This is a genomic window from Klebsiella sp. ZJOU C1 (assembly GCF_035620215.1).
Taxonomy (GTDB): domain Bacteria; phylum Pseudomonadota; class Gammaproteobacteria; order Enterobacterales; family Enterobacteriaceae; genus Klebsiella; species Klebsiella variicola.
The window spans coordinates 1,416,159-1,433,068 of record NZ_CP141644.1 but is presented as its reverse complement, the minus strand read 5'-3'; the positions used below and the strand labels follow the sequence as shown (position 1 = coordinate 1,433,068).

General features: G+C 61.4%; 15 protein-coding genes. 8 read left to right on the top strand and 7 right to left on the bottom strand.

Features of this window, described 5'->3' with window-relative positions; all coding sequences use genetic code 11:
* Positions 1-5: 5 nt before the first annotated feature.
* The 3 genes from SPE70_RS06720 (at position 6) to SPE70_RS06710 (ending at position 3,579) form a co-directional block, all read left to right on the top strand.
* A complete protein-coding gene (locus tag SPE70_RS06720; protein WP_008805602.1) occupies positions 6-815 on the top strand; it encodes an inositol monophosphatase family protein in 810 nt (269 codons plus the stop codon).
* A gap of 110 nt (positions 816-925) precedes the next feature.
* Positions 926-2,284: an MFS transporter gene (locus SPE70_RS06715; RefSeq protein WP_040973862.1), complete on the top strand. Its 1,359-nt coding sequence runs from the start codon at positions 926-928 to the stop codon at positions 2,282-2,284.
* A 26-nt stretch (positions 2,285-2,310) separates the two neighbouring features.
* On the top strand, positions 2,311-3,579 hold the full coding sequence (locus SPE70_RS06710) for a histidine phosphatase family protein (RefSeq protein ID WP_008805600.1): 1,269 nt from the start codon (positions 2,311-2,313) through the stop codon (positions 3,577-3,579).
* A gap of 60 nt (positions 3,580-3,639) precedes the next feature.
* Here SPE70_RS06710 and mtnA read toward each other — a convergent pair whose 3' ends face one another.
* A complete protein-coding gene (gene mtnA, locus SPE70_RS06705; protein ID WP_064170644.1) occupies positions 3,640-4,668 on the bottom strand; it encodes an S-methyl-5-thioribose-1-phosphate isomerase in 1,029 nt (342 codons plus the stop codon).
* Between the two features lie 101 nt (positions 4,669-4,769).
* Between mtnA and mtnK the strand changes: the two genes are divergently transcribed.
* Positions 4,770-5,969: an S-methyl-5-thioribose kinase gene (gene mtnK / locus SPE70_RS06700; RefSeq protein WP_032729618.1), complete on the top strand. Its 1,200-nt coding sequence runs from the start codon at positions 4,770-4,772 to the stop codon at positions 5,967-5,969.
* A 297-nt stretch (positions 5,970-6,266) separates the two neighbouring features.
* Here mtnK and SPE70_RS06695 read toward each other — a convergent pair whose 3' ends face one another.
* From SPE70_RS06695 to SPE70_RS06680, 4 genes are all read right to left on the bottom strand, one after another.
* Positions 6,267-7,508 (bottom strand): LVIVD repeat-containing protein, encoded by a 1,242-nt coding sequence (locus SPE70_RS06695; protein WP_012968719.1) that lies wholly within the window; start codon positions 7,506-7,508, stop codon positions 6,267-6,269.
* A 102-nt stretch (positions 7,509-7,610) separates the two neighbouring features.
* Positions 7,611-8,675 carry a sugar ABC transporter substrate-binding protein gene (locus tag SPE70_RS06690; RefSeq protein ID WP_008805596.1) on the bottom strand — a complete coding sequence of 355 codons (1,065 nt, stop codon included), beginning with the start codon at positions 8,673-8,675 and terminating at the stop codon, positions 7,611-7,613.
* Between the two features lie 20 nt (positions 8,676-8,695).
* Positions 8,696-9,694: an ABC transporter permease gene (locus SPE70_RS06685; RefSeq protein WP_012968720.1), complete on the bottom strand. Its 999-nt coding sequence runs from the start codon at positions 9,692-9,694 to the stop codon at positions 8,696-8,698.
* Positions 9,691-11,193: a sugar ABC transporter ATP-binding protein gene (locus SPE70_RS06680; RefSeq protein ID WP_032734957.1), complete on the bottom strand. Its 1,503-nt coding sequence runs from the start codon at positions 11,191-11,193 to the stop codon at positions 9,691-9,693. Before SPE70_RS06680 ends, SPE70_RS06685 begins: the two co-directional genes overlap by 4 nt.
* Positions 11,194-11,356: 163 nt before the next feature.
* Between SPE70_RS06680 and SPE70_RS06675 the strand changes: the two genes are divergently transcribed.
* The 4 genes from SPE70_RS06675 (at position 11,357) to SPE70_RS06660 (ending at position 14,111) form a co-directional block, all read left to right on the top strand.
* Positions 11,357-12,445 carry an oxidoreductase gene (locus SPE70_RS06675; protein ID WP_012542481.1) on the top strand — a complete coding sequence of 363 codons (1,089 nt, stop codon included), beginning with the start codon at positions 11,357-11,359 and terminating at the stop codon, positions 12,443-12,445.
* Between the two features lie 57 nt (positions 12,446-12,502).
* The gene (locus tag SPE70_RS06670) at positions 12,503-13,246 is read left to right on the top strand and encodes an SDR family NAD(P)-dependent oxidoreductase (RefSeq protein ID WP_012068432.1); all 744 of its coding nucleotides are present in this window, start codon (positions 12,503-12,505) and stop codon (positions 13,244-13,246) included.
* A gap of 183 nt (positions 13,247-13,429) precedes the next feature.
* On the top strand, positions 13,430-13,732 hold the full coding sequence (locus SPE70_RS06665; protein WP_008805592.1) for a type II toxin-antitoxin system RelE family toxin: 303 nt from the start codon (positions 13,430-13,432) through the stop codon (positions 13,730-13,732).
* A complete protein-coding gene (locus tag SPE70_RS06660) occupies positions 13,707-14,111 on the top strand; it encodes a helix-turn-helix domain-containing protein (RefSeq protein WP_008805591.1) in 405 nt (134 codons plus the stop codon). The genes SPE70_RS06665 and SPE70_RS06660 overlap by 26 nt, the downstream gene beginning before the upstream one ends.
* Here the strand turns inward: SPE70_RS06660 and SPE70_RS06655 are convergent.
* Together SPE70_RS06655 and cstA are read right to left on the bottom strand one after the other, a co-directional pair.
* Positions 14,108-14,305 carry a YbdD/YjiX family protein gene (locus SPE70_RS06655; protein WP_002893903.1) on the bottom strand — a complete coding sequence of 66 codons (198 nt, stop codon included), beginning with the start codon at positions 14,303-14,305 and terminating at the stop codon, positions 14,108-14,110. The two genes, SPE70_RS06660 and SPE70_RS06655, sit on opposite strands and share 4 nt — an antisense overlap.
* A 92-nt stretch (positions 14,306-14,397) precedes the next feature.
* The gene (cstA, locus tag SPE70_RS06650; protein WP_008805590.1) at positions 14,398-16,503 is read right to left on the bottom strand and encodes a pyruvate/proton symporter CstA; all 2,106 of its coding nucleotides are present in this window, start codon (positions 16,501-16,503) and stop codon (positions 14,398-14,400) included.
* Positions 16,504-16,910: the final 407 nt, after the last annotated feature.

Below are 16,910 nucleotides of genomic sequence, written 5' to 3'. Positions count from 1 at the left end.
TCACTATGCAATCTCAGGAATCAGAAGCGCTACAGGCCCGCTACCGTCTGGCCTGCGAGCTGGCGAAAGCGGGGGCTGAGCTGGCGTTTGAATACTATCAACAGCGCGAGGCGCTGACCGTCGACCATAAAGGCAATGACCTGCAGGATGTGGTCAGTGTGGCCGACAAACGGGTGGAGGCCTTTGTCAAACAGCGCATTCAGAGCGCGTTTCCGCAAGATGGCTTTCTCGGCGAAGAGAGCGGCACCCGCCTGCCCGACGCCCGGATCCTGTGGGTGGTCGACCCCATCGATGGCACCAGCTGTTTCCTCAACGGCCTGCACACCTGGTGCCTGTCGCTGGCGATCGTCGCCGACGGCGAACCGGTCATCGGCGTGGTCTACGACCCCAACCATCGCGAGCTGTTTCACGCCCTGCGGGGCCATGGCGCCTGGCTCAACGACGCCCCGATCCGTCCACACCCCGCGACGACGGTCAAAGAGGGCGTGATGGGCGTCGGCACCTCGCATCGCGTCACCCCGGCGGACTTTCTGCCGTTTCTGCAGGCGCTGCTCAGCGACGGCGGCATGTTTATCCGCAACGGTTCCGGGGCGTTGATGAGCGCCTGGGCGGCGGCGGGCCGGTTGATTGGCTACTACGAGCCGCACATGAACCCGTGGGACGCTCTGCCGGGGCTGGTGCTGATGCGCGAAGCGGGCGGCGCCAGCAACGATTTTCTGGCGCAGGAGGGGATCCAGCGCGGCAACCCGCTACTGCTGGCCAGCCAGACGCTCTACCCGCAGCTGAAAAAGATGATCCCACAACCCTTACATTAACCCTTACGGGTCAGGCTATTTCTGATTATGTACTCTACACAGTAACGATAACTTCATTCACGGACGAACCACATCAATCAGTCAGGCCTCCGACCTGCGGAGAACCACCTATGTCTGGAATTATCGCTTTTTTCCGGGCGTCGCCGCCGAAAGCGGGCGCCGCGTTTGATGAACACCGTTTTCGCCGGGTGCGCTGGCAAACCTTTATCGCCATGACCCTGGCCTACGTCACCTTTTACGTCTGCCGGTTATCCTTCACCGTCGCCAAAAGCGCGCTGGTGGATCTGGGGATCACCCCGACGGAGCTGGGCATGATCGGCTCAACCCTGTTCTTCAGCTACGCCATCGGCAAGCTGGTCAACGGCTTTATCGCCGATCACGCCAACGTGGTGCGCTATATGAGCCTCGGTTTATTGCTCAGCGCCGGGATGAACCTGATGATGGGGATGACCACCAACGCCCTGCTGCTGGCCATCTTCTGGGGGATCAACGGCTGGGCCCAGTCGATGGGCGTCGGCCCCTGCGCGGTCTCGCTGGCGCGCTGGTACGGCGTTAAGGAGCGCGGCACCTTCTATGGCATCTGGTCGACGGCGCATAATATCGGCGAGGCGGTGACCTATATGGTGATCGCCGCAGTGATCGCCGGATTTGGCTGGCAGATGGGCTACCTGTCCACCGCTGCGCTCGGCGCCGCCGGGGTGGTGCTGCTGGTGCTGTTCATGCACGATTCGCCGCAGAGCAGTGGCTTCCCGTCCATCAACGTCATCCGCGATGAACCGCAGGAGGAGGCCGAAGCCCGCGGCTCAGTGTTTAAAAACCAGCTGCTGGCGCTGCGCAACCCGGCGCTGTGGACCCTCGCCCTCGCCTCCGCCTTTATGTACATCGACCGCTACGCCGTCAACTCGTGGGGGATCTTCTTTCTCGAGCAGGATAAAGCCTATTCCACGCTGGAGGCGTCCGGGATTATCGGCGTCAACGCCATCGCCGGCATCGCCGGGACCATCATCGCCGGCATGCTCTCCGACCGCTTTTTTCCACGCAACCGCAGCGTGATGGCCGGGTTTATCAGCCTGCTGAACACCGCCGGCTTCGCCCTGATGCTCTGGTCGCCGCACAATTATTACACTGATATTCTGGCGATGATTATCTTCGGGGCCACCATTGGCGCCCTGACCTGCTTCCTCGGCGGGCTGATCGCCGTCGATATCTCCTCGCGCAAAGCCGCCGGGGCCGCGCTCGGCACCATCGGCATCGCCAGCTACGCCGGCGCCGGCCTGGGCGAGTTTCTCACTGGGATCATTATTGATAAAACGGCTATCCTTGAGAACGGCAAAACGCTGTATGATTTCAGCACGTTGGCGCTGTTCTGGGTGGGTACCGGTCTGGGTTCCGCGCTACTCTGTTTTACCACTGCCGCCATCGTCGCCCGGCGCCATGCCGTCGAACGGCAGACCTCGTTCTCCTCATAACCGATTAACGAATTAAGGAAGAAGATATGATGCCTGCAAGACATCAGGGGCTGTTACGCCTGTTTATCGCCTGCGCGCTGCCGCTGCTGGCGCTGCAATCTGCTGCCGCCGCGGACTGGCAGCTGGAGAAAGTGGTCGAGCTCAGCCGCCACGGTATCCGCCCGCCGACGGCCGGCAACCGGGAAGCCATCGAGGCCGCCACCGGCCGACCGTGGACCGAGTGGACCACCCATGACGGCGAGCTCACCGGCCATGGCTATGCCGCCGTGGTTAACAAAGGACGTGAGGAAGGCCAGCACTATCGCCAGCTCGGCCTGCTGCAGGCGGGATGCCCGACGGCGGAGTCGATTTACGTGCGCGCCAGCCCGCTGCAGCGGACGCGGGCGACCGCCCAGGCGCTGGTGGATGGCGCCTTCCCCGGCTGCGGCGTCGCTATCCATTATGTCAGCGGGGATGCCGATCCCCTGTTTCAGACCGACAAGTTCGCCGCCACGCAAACCGACCCCGCCCGCCAGCTGGCGGCGGTGAAAGAGAAGGCCGGGGATCTGGCGCAGCGTCGGCAGGCGCTGGCGCCGGCCATCCAGCTATTGCAACAGGCGGTTTGTCAGGCCGATAAACCCTGCCCGATCTTCGACACCCCCTGGCAGGTGGAGCAGAGCAAAAGCGGGAAAACCACTATTAGCGGACTGAGCGTGATGGCCAATATGGTGGAGACGCTGCGTCTCGGCTGGAGTGAAAACCTGCCTCTCAGCCAGCTGGCGTGGGGCAAGATCACCCAGGCCAGGCAGATCACCGCCCTGCTGCCGCTGTTAACGGAAAACTACGATCTCAGTAACGACGTGCTGTATACCGCGCAAAAACGCGGGTCGGTGCTGCTCAACGCCATGCTCGACGGCGTCAAACCGGAGGCGAATCCGAACGTACGCTGGCTGCTGCTGGTGGCCCATGACACCAATATCGCCATGGTGCGCACGCTGATGAACTTTAGCTGGCAGCTGCCGGGCTACAGCCGGGGAAATATCCCGCCGGGCAGTAGCCTGGTGCTGGAGCGCTGGCGCAACGCGAAGAGCGGGGAACGCTATCTGCGGGTCTATTTCCAGGCGCAAGGCCTCGACGACCTGCGTCGTCTGCAGACGCCGGACGCGCAGCACCCGATGCTGCGTCAGGAGTGGCGTCAGCCGGGCTGCCGTCAGACCGACGTCGGTACGCTGTGTCCCTTCCAGGCGGCTATTACCGCCCTCGGTCAGCGTATCGACCGGTCATCCGCCCCGGCGGTAGCCATGGTCCTGCCGTAGCAATGCAGCGCTTGCCCGGGCCCGGGAAAGCCATTTTTTCCAGGCCCGGCACGGTGTCGGCTATTCATTGTCCGGCGCAAACGCCCCGGCGGCGACCTGCGCCGGGGTGACCACCCCGCTGTCCAGCACCCAGCCGCTCACCAGCCCAGCAGGCGTGACGTCGAACGCCGGATTGTAAACGGCGGCCCCCGTCGGCGCCCACTGTACCGCGCCAAAGCTGCCCGCCACCCCGGTTACTTCCGCCGCCGCGCGCTGCTCAATGGGGATCGCCGCCCCGTTCGGGCAATGGCGGTCGAGGGTGGTCTGCGGGGCAGCGACGTAAAACGGGATCTGGTGATAATGGGCCAAAACCGCCAGAGAGTAGGTGCCGATTTTATTCGCCACATCGCCGTTGGCGGCGATACGGTCGGCGCCGACCCACACCGCATCCACCTGCCCCTGCGCCATCAGGCTGGCGGCCATTGAATCGGTGATCAGCTGATACGGCACGCCCAGCTCGCCCAGCTCCCAGGCGGTTAAACGTCCGCCCTGCAGCAGTGGCCGGGTTTCATCGACCCACACGCTGGCCACCTTTCCCTGCCGGTGCGCCAGCGCGATAACCCCCAGGGCGGTCCCTACCCCGGCGGTCGCCAGGCCACCGGTGTTGCAATGGGTCAGCAGTCGACTGCCGGGCTTCACCAGCGCACTGCCCGCCTCAGCGATGCGGTCGCACAGCTGTTTATCTTCTTCGACCAGACGCAAAGCTTCCGCTTCCAGCGCCTGCGGGTAATCTTCCCGGGCCAGCGCCTGCTTCATGCGATCCAGATTATTCATCAGGTTGACCGCCGTCGGCCGCGCCGCGCGCAGCGTCTCCAGCGTCTGCTGGAGTGCATCCCGGTTCAGGCCGCGCTGGGCCAGCAGAGCCAGCAGCAGGCTGGCGGACAGGCCAATCAGCGGCGCGCCGCGCACCCGCAGGGCATGAATATGGTCCACCAGCAGCGCAACGTTATCCGCCGCCAGCCAGCGTTTCTCCTGCGGCAAGGCCTGCTGGTCGAGAATAAAAAGCTGATTTTCACTCACCCGCAGGCTGGTGGTCTGTAATGTCTGCATGTCGTTAAATCCCTGTTGCGTTGTTGTATCACATTGTGTCAGGATGGAATCCAGAAGTATAGACGTCTGAACGGCTTAATCAGAATTCGAGGATCGAGGCAATGTCGCAATACCATACCTTCACCGCCCACGATGCCGTGGCTTACGCGCAGCAGTTCGCCGGCATCGACAACCCATCTGAGCTGGTCAGCGCGCAGGAAGTGGGCGATGGCAACCTCAATCTGGTGTTTAAAGTGTTCGATCGCCAGGGCGTCAGCCGGGCGATCGTCAAACAGGCCCTGCCCTACGTGCGCTGTGTCGGCGAATCCTGGCCCCTGACCCTCGACCGCGCCCGTCTGGAAGCGCAGACCCTGGTCGCCCACTATCAGCACAGTCCGCAGCACACGGTAAAAATCCATCACTTTGATCCCGAGCTGGCGGTGATGGTGATGGAAGATCTTTCCGACCACCGCATCTGGCGCGGGGAGCTTATCGCTAACGTCTACTACCCGCAGGCGGCCCGCCAGCTTGGCGACTATCTGGCGCAGGTGCTGTTCCACACCAGCGATTTCTATCTCCATCCCCACGAGAAAAAAGCGCAGGTGGCGCAGTTTAGTAACCCGGCGATGTGCGAGATCACCGAGGATCTGTTCTTTAACGACCCGTATCAGATCCACGAGCGTAATAACTACCCGGCGGAGCTGGAGGCCGATGTTGCCGTCCTGCGCGACGACGCCCAGCTAAAGCTGGCGGTGGCGGCGCTGAAGCATCGTTTCTTTGCCCATGCGGAAGCGCTGCTGCACGGCGATATCCACAGCGGGTCGATCTTCGTTGCCGAAGGCAGCCTGAAGGCCATCGACGCCGAGTTCGGCTATTTCGGCCCCATTGGCTTCGATATCGGCACCGCCATCGGCAACTTGCTGCTTAACTACTGCGGCCTGCCGGGCCAGCTCGGCATTCGCGACGCCGCCGCCGCACGCGAGCAGCGACTGAACGATATCCACCAGCTGTGGACCACCTTCGCCGAACGCTTCCAGGCGCTGGCGGCGGAGAAAACCCGCGACGCGGCCCTGGCTTACCCCGGCTACGCTTCCGCCTTTCTGAAGAAAGTCTGGGCCGACGCGGTTGGCTTCTGCGGCAGCGAACTGATCCGCCGCAGCGTCGGGCTGTCGCACGTCGCGGATATCGACACTATCCGGGACGACGCCATGCGCCATGAATGCCTGCGCCACGCCATTACCCTCGGCAAAGCGCTGATTGTGCTGGCCGAGCGTATCGACAGCGTCGACGAGCTGCTGGCGCGGGTACGCCAGTACAGCTGAGTGCGCCTGTTTTCCCTCACCCCGGCCCTCTCCCATAGGGAGAGGGAGCACACCCTAAAAAAGGCCATTGTCATTGCCTTTTTGCGTTTACCTTGCCCTCACCCCAACCCTCTCCCACAGGGAGAGGGAGCAAACCCTAAAAAAGTGCAATCATCAGGGATTGCCCGGCGGCGCTGCGCTTGCGCGGGCCTACAGATAACCGCATGACGGTTTGATCTTGCAGTCTTTTGTAGGCCGGGTAAGGCGAAAGCCGCCACCCGGCAGACATGCGAGCACAATTTTGCGTTTACCTTGTCCTCATCCCAGATACTCAATCACCGACAGCCCGCCGTTGTAATCGGTGCTGTAGATAATGCCCTGCGCATCGACAAACACATCGCAGGACTGGATCACCTGCGGGCGGCCGGGACGGGTATCCATCATCGTCTTCGGCGCCGCCGGCACCAGCGCCCCGGTCTCCAGCGGACGATACGGGTTAGATATATCGTAAGCCCGCACGCCGGCATTCTGATAAGTGGCAAAAATCAGCGTTGAGCTGACAAAGCTGCCGGGACGATTCTCATGCAGGTTGTGCGGACCGAAATGCGCCCCTTTCGCCACATAGTCGATTTCATCCGGCGGCGGGAACGTGGCGATGCTCACCGGGTTTGACGGCTCGCGGATATCAAACAGCCAGATCAGCTTCTCACCGTCCTCCTGATTGTCGAGCACCGCTTCATCCAGCACCACCAGCAGGTCACGATCCGGTAGCGGCAGCGCGGTATGCGTCCCGCCGCCGAACGGCGGGCTCCAGTTGCGATGGCTAATCAGCGTCGGCTGGGTACGGTCTTTGACATCCAGCAGCGTCAGGCCGCCGTCGCGCCAGCTGCCGTAGGCGGTATCCCCGGCAATAATGGCGTGATGCAGCGCATAGCGTTTGCCCTGCGGCCAGTCCGGTGTTTCACCGCCCGCCTGGTGCATCCCCGGCAGCCACCAGCGCCCGGCCACTTCGGGCTTACGCGGATCGGCCAGATCGATGGTCAGGAAGATGTAGTCAGTAAAACCGTCGATCAACGCGGACACATACGCCCAGCGGCCGCCGACGTACCAGATGCGGTGAATACCGATGCCGTTAAGCGACAGGAAACTGATTTCCCGCGGCTGCGCGGGAGTGGAAATATCAAAGATGCGCAGCCCGGCGCTCCAGCCCTTGTCCTGCACATCGCTGACCGTGTCGCCCACCGAGCGGGTGTAGTAGACCTTCTCATCAGCAAAACGGGCGTCGGCAAACAGATCCCGGGCGTTGATCACCAGCAGCAGATCGTCATGCGCCTGCAGATGCACGTTCCAGGTGCCCGGCGGCGCGGCAATATAGTTGACGGTGGTAGGCCGGGTCGGATCGCGAACATCGACCACGGAAAAGCCCTGCGACACCATATGGCCGATATAGGCGAATCCGCGGTGCACCATCAGCTGCACGCCGTCCGGACGACCGCCCTGATCGCTATGGCCAATCAGCCGCATATTGCGGCTGTATTCGGGGGAAGGTAATGCTGACATAGGGGATCCCTCTCGCCCGGTGGCATGGTTTTCCCCCTCTCCCTGCGGAAGAGGGCCGGGGTGAGGGCACCAGGCCGCCGCCCACCGCCACCCGGCTTGATTTTATTTGTTTTTCGCTTCCAGCGTCGCGAACCACGGCGCGATAAAGTCTTCGGTCTGGCCCCAGCCAGGGATAATTTTCCCCAGCGACGCCACGTTCACCGCCCCCGGCTGGGCCGCCAGCAGCGCCTGCGGGATCGCCGCCGCCTTGAAGTCGTAGGTGGCTGGCGTCGGCTCGCCGGCGATCTTATTGGCGATCAGCCGCACGTTGGTCGCGCCGATAAGCTTCGGATCCACCGCCACGCTCACCTTCCATGGGCTGCCGGCTTCGCGCATCAGCTGCAGATCCTGGTTGGAAATATCAATGCTGTAGAGTTTGATCTCGGTGCGGCCATTCTCTTTCAGCGCTTTATAGGCCCCCTGGCTAAAGGCATCCCAGGTGCCCCAGATCGCGTCGATTTTCCCTTTCGGATACTTGGCGAGGATCGCCCCCACCTTGTTGGCAGTGTCGCCCTGCACATCGGATGACACGGCGCCGATCGACTCGAGCTCTTTAATCCCCGGATTTTGCTTCAGCAGCGTCTGGTAAGCCGCCTGACGGCGCTCCATCGGCGGGAAGCCCGCCACCCACAACTTGACGATGTTGGCCTTGCCGTTGAAGTCTTTCACCAGCTGGCCAAAAGAGAGCTCGGTCAGCGACGCGTCATCCTGCTGACTGACCGTCACCCCGGGGATCTCACCGCTCACCGCGGTATCGAACACCGCCACTTTGATCCCGGCATCCACCGCCTTCTTCACCAGGGCGGTGGAATACGGGTCACGCCCCTGGGAGAGAATAATGCCATCGTATTTCTGGCTGATGGCCTGGTTGACGAAGTCCTGGAATTTGGCGTCATCGCCGTTGCTCAGGAAGGTGCTGATTTTGAAACCGAGCTTTTTGCCTTCCTGCAGCGCCCCGGAGACAAACTGGGTGGTGTTATCGTCAGACCCCAGGTTGCGGATCACCGCAATACGGATCGGGCCGCTGTGCTCGGCAATCGCCGCCGGCACCGGCGTCGGGGCAGTGGCCAGCGCCGCCGTCGACTGCAGCAGACCCAGCGTCATCAGAGAGAGTGCGATCTTTTTCATGCTGTTTACCCTGTAAAATGTTAAGTACGGCGCTGAAAATAGGTCAGTGCCAGCGCGCCAGCCAGGACCAACCCTTTAATAATGTCCATCGCGTAATACGGCACCGAGAGCATCACCAGCCCGTTGGAGAGCACGCCGAGGATCACCGCCCCCACCAGCGTCCCCAGGGCGTTCGGTTTACCGGAGCCCGCCAGCGAAAAGCCGATCCAGGCCGCCGCCACCGCGTCCATTAGATAGCCGCCGCCGGCGTTGACCTGCGAGGATCCGATACGCGAGGCCAGCAGAATGCCGCCCAGCCCGGCCAGCAGCGAGGCAATCACGTATGCTGCGACTTTGTAACGAGTGATCCGCAGGCCGGAGAGCCGCGCGGCCTCCGGGTTGCCACCGATGGCGTACATCCGCCGTCCGTGGGTGGTGAACGACAGCGCCAGCTGGGCGACCAGCGTCACCACCAGCATGATGATGACGATGGTCGGCACCTGCCCCAGCGCGCCAAAGCCCGCCGGGATAGTGCCTTCCGCCATCTCGCCGCTCGGCAGCACCATGTTTTCAGTAATCGAACCGCCGTAGCTGTAGGTCATCGCCACGCCCTGAATCACAAACAGGCTGGCCAGGGTGGCGAGCATGTCAGGAATGCGCAGCACCACGATCAGAAAGGCGTTAAACAGCCCCACCAGGGTGCAGAGCGCGAGGGTGATCAGAATCGCTTCGGTGGTCCCCAGGCCATGCCAGACAAACAGGGAAATCACCAGCGCGTTAGCCAGCGATGCCGTCGATCCCACTGACAGATCAAAGCCGCCAATGGTGAGAGAAATCGACACCCCGATGGCAATCACCGTGACAATCGCGATCGAGCGCAGAATGTTGATGATGTTGAACGGATCAAGGAAGTTGTCCGAGGCGAGGCCAAAGACCGCCACCAGCAGCACCACGGTCAGCAACATGCCCCACTTATAGAGAAAATCAAAAAATCGCTGACGGCCCGATACCGTCGCGTTTACTGCCAGGGCCTTGCTCACGCTGCCGCTCCTCCGGTTGAATAATAAAGCAACGTCTCTTCCCGGGCTTCCGCGCCGGGGATCTCCGCCACAATCCGTCCGTCCCATAGCACGCAGATGCGGTCGCATAAACCGACCAGCTCGGCGAATTCACCCGAGGCATAAATCACCCCTTTGCCTTCCCGCGCCAGACCATCGATCAGCATGAACAGATCGGTTTTCGCTTTCACATCGACCCCTTTGGTCGGTTCGTCAAAAATCAAAACATTGGCATGACTGCGCAGCCATTTGCCAATGGCCACCTTCTGCTGGTTGCCGCCGGAAAGACGGCGCAGCATCTGCCCCGGGCCAGTGGCGCGCACGCCGAGGCGGGCAATCACCTCCTCCGCCCAGCGCCAGGCCTGCCGATGGCCAAACAGGCTCCAGCGCGAAAAGCTGTTATCGGCGCTGACCGCCAGGTTCATCGCGATCGGCTCTTCGATGAAAATGCCCTCTTTGCGCCGCTCCTCCGGGACCAGCGCCAGGCCGCGCCCCACCGAGTCGGCAGGATCGCGCGGTCGCCACGGCTGGCCGTTCAGCTCGCCACGCTGCACCCGGCTTTTGCTGGCGCCGAACAGCGCTTTGCACAGCTCGGTTTTGCCCGCGCCGGCCAGCCCGGCGATACCCAGAATTTCCCCCTTCCGCAGACGCAGCGAAATATCCTGCAGCAGCGCCTCATCATGCAAACCGTCAACCTGCAGCAGCACCTCTTCGCCGTGCGGCGGGCGCGGCGGTGGGAAGATATCGCTCAGCTCGTGGCCCAGCATCTTTTCGACGATCTGTTCGCCGCTCAGCGGCGCCATCGGGCCGCTCTCAATTAGCCGCCCGTCGCGCAGCACCGTCAGGGTGTCGCAGATCGCCTTCAGTTCATGGATACGATGCGAAATAAACACCACCCCGATCCCCTGCTGCTGCAGACGGCGTACTACCGCAAACAGGCGCTCACTTTCATGCTGATCCAGCGGCGCGGTGGGCTCATCGAGGATCAAAAAGCGGCAATGGTGCGACAGAGCGCGAGCCAGCAGGATTTGCTGTTTTTCGGCGAGCGTGCAGCTGTCAATGGAGCGCCTGACGTCCAGCGCCACGTCCAGCTGCGCCAGCGCCTCGCGCGCCAGCTGCCGAACCCGCGACCAGCGAAACGCCATGCCCGGCTCTGCCAGCCTGTCCAGCATGATGTTTTCCGCAATGCTCAGGCCAGGTACCAGCGCCACATCTACCTCCTGCTGCACCAGGTGGATCCCCAACTGTTTAGCATCCCGCGGCGAACGAATGGTGACCGGCTGGTTGTTGATCGTCACCTCGCCTTCATAATGAGCGTGGGTGCCGCACAGCACCGCCATCAGCGTCGACTTACCCGCGCCGTTGGCCCCGGTCAGGGCATGCACCGACCCGCCATGAAGGGTAAAGTCCACCTTGTTCAGTGCCTGAAAGCCGGAGAAGGCCAGGCTAATGTTATGCATCTCAAGGCGGTTCGCGCTCATCACTGTTCCCGTGCGGTAATTAATCTTCTGATTTAACGAATTTTTCATAGCCGCCGCTGGCTGACAACTGCGTAAAAAGCATAAGATACAACGAAATAATATTAGCCATCTGGATGTCCAGACATAACATCAGTTTAGCCCAACACCTATAAGGACAGCTTCCATGAGCAACAGCGATATCCGCGTCGTACCCGGCCCGGCCAACTATTTCTCCCACCCTGGCAGCCTTGAGCGGCTGAGCGATTTTTTCAGCGCCGACCAGCTCTCACGGGCGGTGTGGGTCTATGGCGAGCGCGCCCTGGCCGGCGCCGAACCTTTTCTGCCGGCGGCCTTCCACCTGCCGGAGGCAAAAAAGATCCGCTTTACCGGCCACTGCAGCGAACGCGACGTGGCGGCGCTGGTGCAGGCCTCCGGTGACGATCGGGCGGTAGTGATTGGCGTCGGCGGCGGCGCGCTGCTCGACAGCGCGAAAGTGCTGGCCCGCCGCCTGGGGGTACCGCTGGTGGCCATCCCGACCATCGCCGCCACCTGCGCGGCGTGGACGCCGCTGTCGGTGTGGTACAGCGACGCCGGACAGGCCCTGAATTTTGAGATCTTCGATGACGCCAACTTCCTGGTGCTGGTCGAGCCGCGCATCATTCTCAACGCCCCGGCGGAGTACCTGCTGGCGGGCATTGGCGACACCTTAGCCAAATGGTATGAGGCAGTGGTGCTGGCGCCGCAACCGGAGGCGCTGCCGCTCACCGTGCGGCTGGGGATTAACGGCGCGCTGGCGATCCGCGACGTGCTGCTGGCCAGCAGCGAAACGGCGCTGGCGGACCAGCGCCGCGGCGATCTGACCCAGGCGTTTCGCGATGTGGTAGAGGCGATTATCGCCGGCGGCGGGATGGTTGGCGGGCTGGGGGAACGTTACACCCGGGTCGCCGCCGCCCATGCGGTGCACAACGGACTGACGGTGCTGCCGCAGACGGATAAATTCCTCCACGGTACCAAAGTCGCCTACGGCATTCTGGTACAGAGCGCCCTGCTTGCTCAGGACGATGTGCTGGCGCAGTTAGTGCAGGCGTATCAGCGCTTTAACCTGCCGACCACCCTGGCGGCACTGGAGGTCGATATCAATAACCGCACAGAACTGGACCGGGTCATTGCCCATACCCTGCGCCCGGGCGAGTCGATTCACTATTTACCAGTGACGTTAACCCCTGAGGTTCTGCGCGCGGCGTTTGAGAAGGTGGAATACTTCAGCCGTTAATCGCCCCGACCGTCTATACCTAATGATGATGCTCACCACTCTCGCAACGAGGTCATCATGCAGATCGATTTAACAGGTAAAAAGGCGCTGGTTACCGGCGCCAGCCGTGGGTTGGGTCGCGCAATCGCGCTGTCGCTGGCACGCGCCGGTGCCGATGTGGTTATTACGTATGAAAAATCGGCCGATAAAGCCCAGGCAGTCGCCGATGAAATAAAGGCCCTGGGTCGGCACGGCGAGGCGGTGCAGGCCGACAGCGCCAGCGCGCAGGCTATTCAGGAGGCGGTAACCCATGCGGCCCGGTCCCTCGGCGGGCTGGATATTTTGGTCAACAACGCCGGGATCGCCCGCGGCGGTCCACTGGAATCCATGACGCTGGCGGACATTGACGCCCTTATCAACGTCAATATTCGTGGGGTGGTCATCGCCACCCAGGAAGCGCTGGTGCATATGGCCGATGGCGGACGGATCATCAACATCGGCAGCTGTCTGGCTAATCGCGTGGCCATGCCGGGCATCGCGGTTTACGCCATGACCAAGTCCGCCCTCAACGCCCTGACCCGTGGCCTGGCGCGTGATTTAGGCCCTCGCGGGATCACCGTTAACCTTGTCCATCCAGGGCCGACCAACAGCGATATGAACCCGGAAGACGGAGAACAGGCGGAAGCCCAGCGCCAGATGATTGCGGTCGGTCACTACGGCCAGCCGGAAGACATCGCCGCGGCGGTCACCTTCCTCGCCAGCCCGGCCGCCGGGCAGATCTCCGGTACGGGGCTGGACGTGGATGGCGGATTGAACGCCTGATCGCACATTTTCTGCAAGCCTCTGTCGCCCGACAGAGGCCTTCCCGCGCCGCCTCGACGGGTTGCGTTTTGCCTCTTACCTGCGTTTTTTCTCCGCTCTACAGTACCCCATAAGAAATTCGGAATTTATCTAATAGTCTTATTATTTCCTTATATTTTGTGTGGGCGTACAGTGGAGGTACGGATGAAGATTGTCTGGTCAAAAACGGCAGATAAGCAATTTTCTAAAATCGATAATCGGTATAAGAGCCGCATTAAATCCAGGCTGGAAAAGATGGATGATAAAGCTTCACCTATCTCGGATATCAAAAAATTGTCCTCTCCCGAAAACCACTACCGGCTGCGATTAGGTGATTACAGAGTCATCTACACCTTTGGGGATCCGCCGGGCGATACCTGCTACGTCGTGGCGGTTAAACGCCGAACCACCACCACCTACCTTCATGAGGAAGATACCGAATATGACTATTCAGTACATCAAGGATGAAGAAGGAAAAGACCAGTATGTCGTCATTCCTTACAGCGATTACTTTCGTATGCGCCTGGCTCTGCTGGAGTACGACGACGAGGATGAAAGCGACTGGGAAGATATTCCTTATGAATCAGACATCTATGATAATGTCATGCTACCAGGCGAAGTATGCGACGTGATGCATAAAGAAAACGTCAGTCTGCAGGCCGCGTGGCGCATCCTGCGCGGGCTATCCCAGCAGGAGGTCGCGGCTAAACTCGGCATCAGCCAGTCCGCCGTGTCGCAGCTGGAAGCGCTGGACTCCCGTCCGCAGAAGCGCACCCGCGAGAAGCTGGCGGCGATTTACGGCTGTACCCAGGAGCAGATCAGCCTCTATCTGCCGAAAGAGGGTTAACAGCACTTCGCCCCGCCCTTGCCGCCGTAGCGCGCGTCCTGGCGCTCGCGAAAGAATTCTTCATAGGTCATCGGCGTCTGATCCGGGTGGGTTATTCGCATGTGCTCGACGTAGTTATCGTAATCCGGCACGCCGATCATCATCTTCGCCGCCTGGCCTAAATATTTTCCCGCTTTGGAGAGGGTGTCGAACATAAGTCATTTCTCTTTTGTTTCCCTCTCCCAAAGGGAGAAGGAGGATCAGAAATGTAGGCCGGGTAAGGCGAAGCCGCCACCCGGCACACCGGTTAATGCGCGCGCTTCGCCTGCGCGGTTATAGTTTGCGCATCGGCGGGCATCGCCTGGTACGGCGTCTCTTTCGCCGTCGGTTTATCCTCTTTCAGCGCCGCCAGCGCGGTTTTAATCGAGAACAGCGCCAGCACCACCACCACAATCATAAAGAAGATGGTCAGCCCGGCATCGAGACGGTTGTTAAACACCAGCTGCGCCAGCTGTGATTCGGTATATTGCGGCGGAATGTTGCCGCTGTCGATCATCGCCTGGAATTTATTAGCGATGGCCAGGAAACCCACTTTGGTGTCCGGGCTGAACGACTTCTGCCAGCCGGCGGTCAGGGTACAGATCAGCAGCCAGCTTGTCGGCAGCAGCGCCACCCACGCGTAGCGCTGGCGTTTCATCTTGAACAGGACCACCGCGCAGAGCATCAGCGCCATCCCCGCCAGCATCTGGTTGGCGATACCGAACAGCGGCCACAGGGTGTTAATCCCGCCCAGCGGATCCACTACCCCCTGATGCAGGAAGTAGCCCCACGCCAGGACGCACAGCGCGGTCGCCAGCAGGTTGGCCGGCAGCGAACTGGTTTTTTTCAGCCCCGGGCTAATCACGCCCAGCAGATCCTGCAGCATAAAGCGCGCCGCACGGGTGCCGGCATCAACCGCCGTCAGGATAAACAGCGCCTCAAACAGAATGGCGAAGTGGTACCAGAACGAGACATCCATCAGCCCGCCCAGCGAGCCGTGCAGGATGTAGGCCATCCCCACCGCCAGGGTTGGCGCGCCGCCGGCGCGGGAGATAATCGACTGTTCACCCACCTCGCTGGCGATTTGATGCAGCGTATCCGGGGTAATGCTAAAGCCCCAGCCGCTCACCACCTGCGCCGCCGAGGCGACCACATCGGTGGTTCCCGCCGGCGCCAGCACCGCCATCGGGCTGTTCATCGCGAAGTAGACGCCCGGGTCGATAATACAGGCCGCCACCAGCGCCATAATGGCGACGAAGGATTCCATCAACATACCACCGTAGCCGATAAAGCAGGCCTGGCCTTCGTTGGCCAACATTTTCGGCGTGGTGCCGGAGGAGATCAGCGCGTGGAAGCCGGAGACCGCGCCGCAGGCGATGGTGATAAACAGGAACGGGAACAGGTTGCCGCTCCACACCGGGCCGGTACCGTCGACGAACTTGGTCAGCGCCGGCATGGTCAGGGTCGGGCGCATAATCAGAATGCCAATCGCCAGCCCCACGATGGTGCCGATTTTCAGGAAGGTGGAGAGGTAGTCGCGCGGGGCCAGCAGCAGCCAGACCGGCAGTACCGCGGCGACAAAGCCGTAGCCCACCAGGATCCAGGTCAGCTGTACGCCGGTGTAATCAAACCACGGCGCCCAGGTCGGGCTTTCCGCCACCCAACCGCCGGAGATGATGGCGAACACCAGCATCACCAGGCCGATCACCGACACCTCGCCGATGCGCCCCGGGCGCAGGTAGCGAATATAGATACCCATAAAGATCGCCAGCGGGATGGTAAAGGCGACGGTGTATGTCCCCCACGGACTGTGGGTCAACGCTTTCACCACGATCATCGCCAGGACCGCGAGGATGATGACCATGATCATAAAGCAGGCCACCAGCGCCAGGACGCCAGCGGTTGGCCCCATCTCCTCTTTAACCAGTTCGCCAAGCGAGCGGCCATCGCGACGGGTCGAAACAAACAGCACCATAAAGTCCTGTACCGCCCCCGCCAGCACCACGCCGGCGAGGATCCAGATCATCCCCGGCAGGTAGCCCATCTGCGCGGCAAGCACCGGGCCCACCAGCGGCCCCGCGCCGGCAATGGCGGCAAAATGGTGACCGAACAGCACTTTTTTGTCGGTCGGAACATAATCGAGGCCGTCATTATGTCGTACCGCCGGCGTCATCCGCGTCGGGTCAACGCCGAGAACGGTTTTGGCGATATACAGACCGTAGAAACGATATGCGATCAGATAAACGCAGACCGCCGCGACGACAATCCACAGCGCATTTATCTGCTCACCCCGGTTTAAGGCGATATAGCCGAGGGCAAAGGCTCCGATCACGGAGAGCAGTGTCCAGATAAGGTATTTCCCTGAATTATTCATTGTTGTGGTCCACCGGTAGGGTAATCAGGATGTTACATTTTGTTTCTAGATCACAACGCAGAATTTAACAACATCGAAACAGCGCAGATGCCGTACACCCACAGAGATTTGTCTCACATTGCTAGCGAGATCACTTAAGGCAGGAAAATGAATGAAAGGATTACCGTGAACGGTGCCGTTTGTTTGTCGGGTGGCGGCTAACGCCTTACCCGACCTACAGATCCGTAGCCCGGCCAAGCGCAGCGCAAGCCGGGGAAATAGCGGCTCCTCAGCCCAGAAACCGTAGCCCTGCTAAGTACAGCGCGAGCAGGGAAATTCCCGGATGGCGGCGCGCTGCGCCTTATCCCGGCTACCCATTGCGCCGATACGTAGCCCGGCCAAGCGTAGCGCAAGCCGGGGAAATAGCG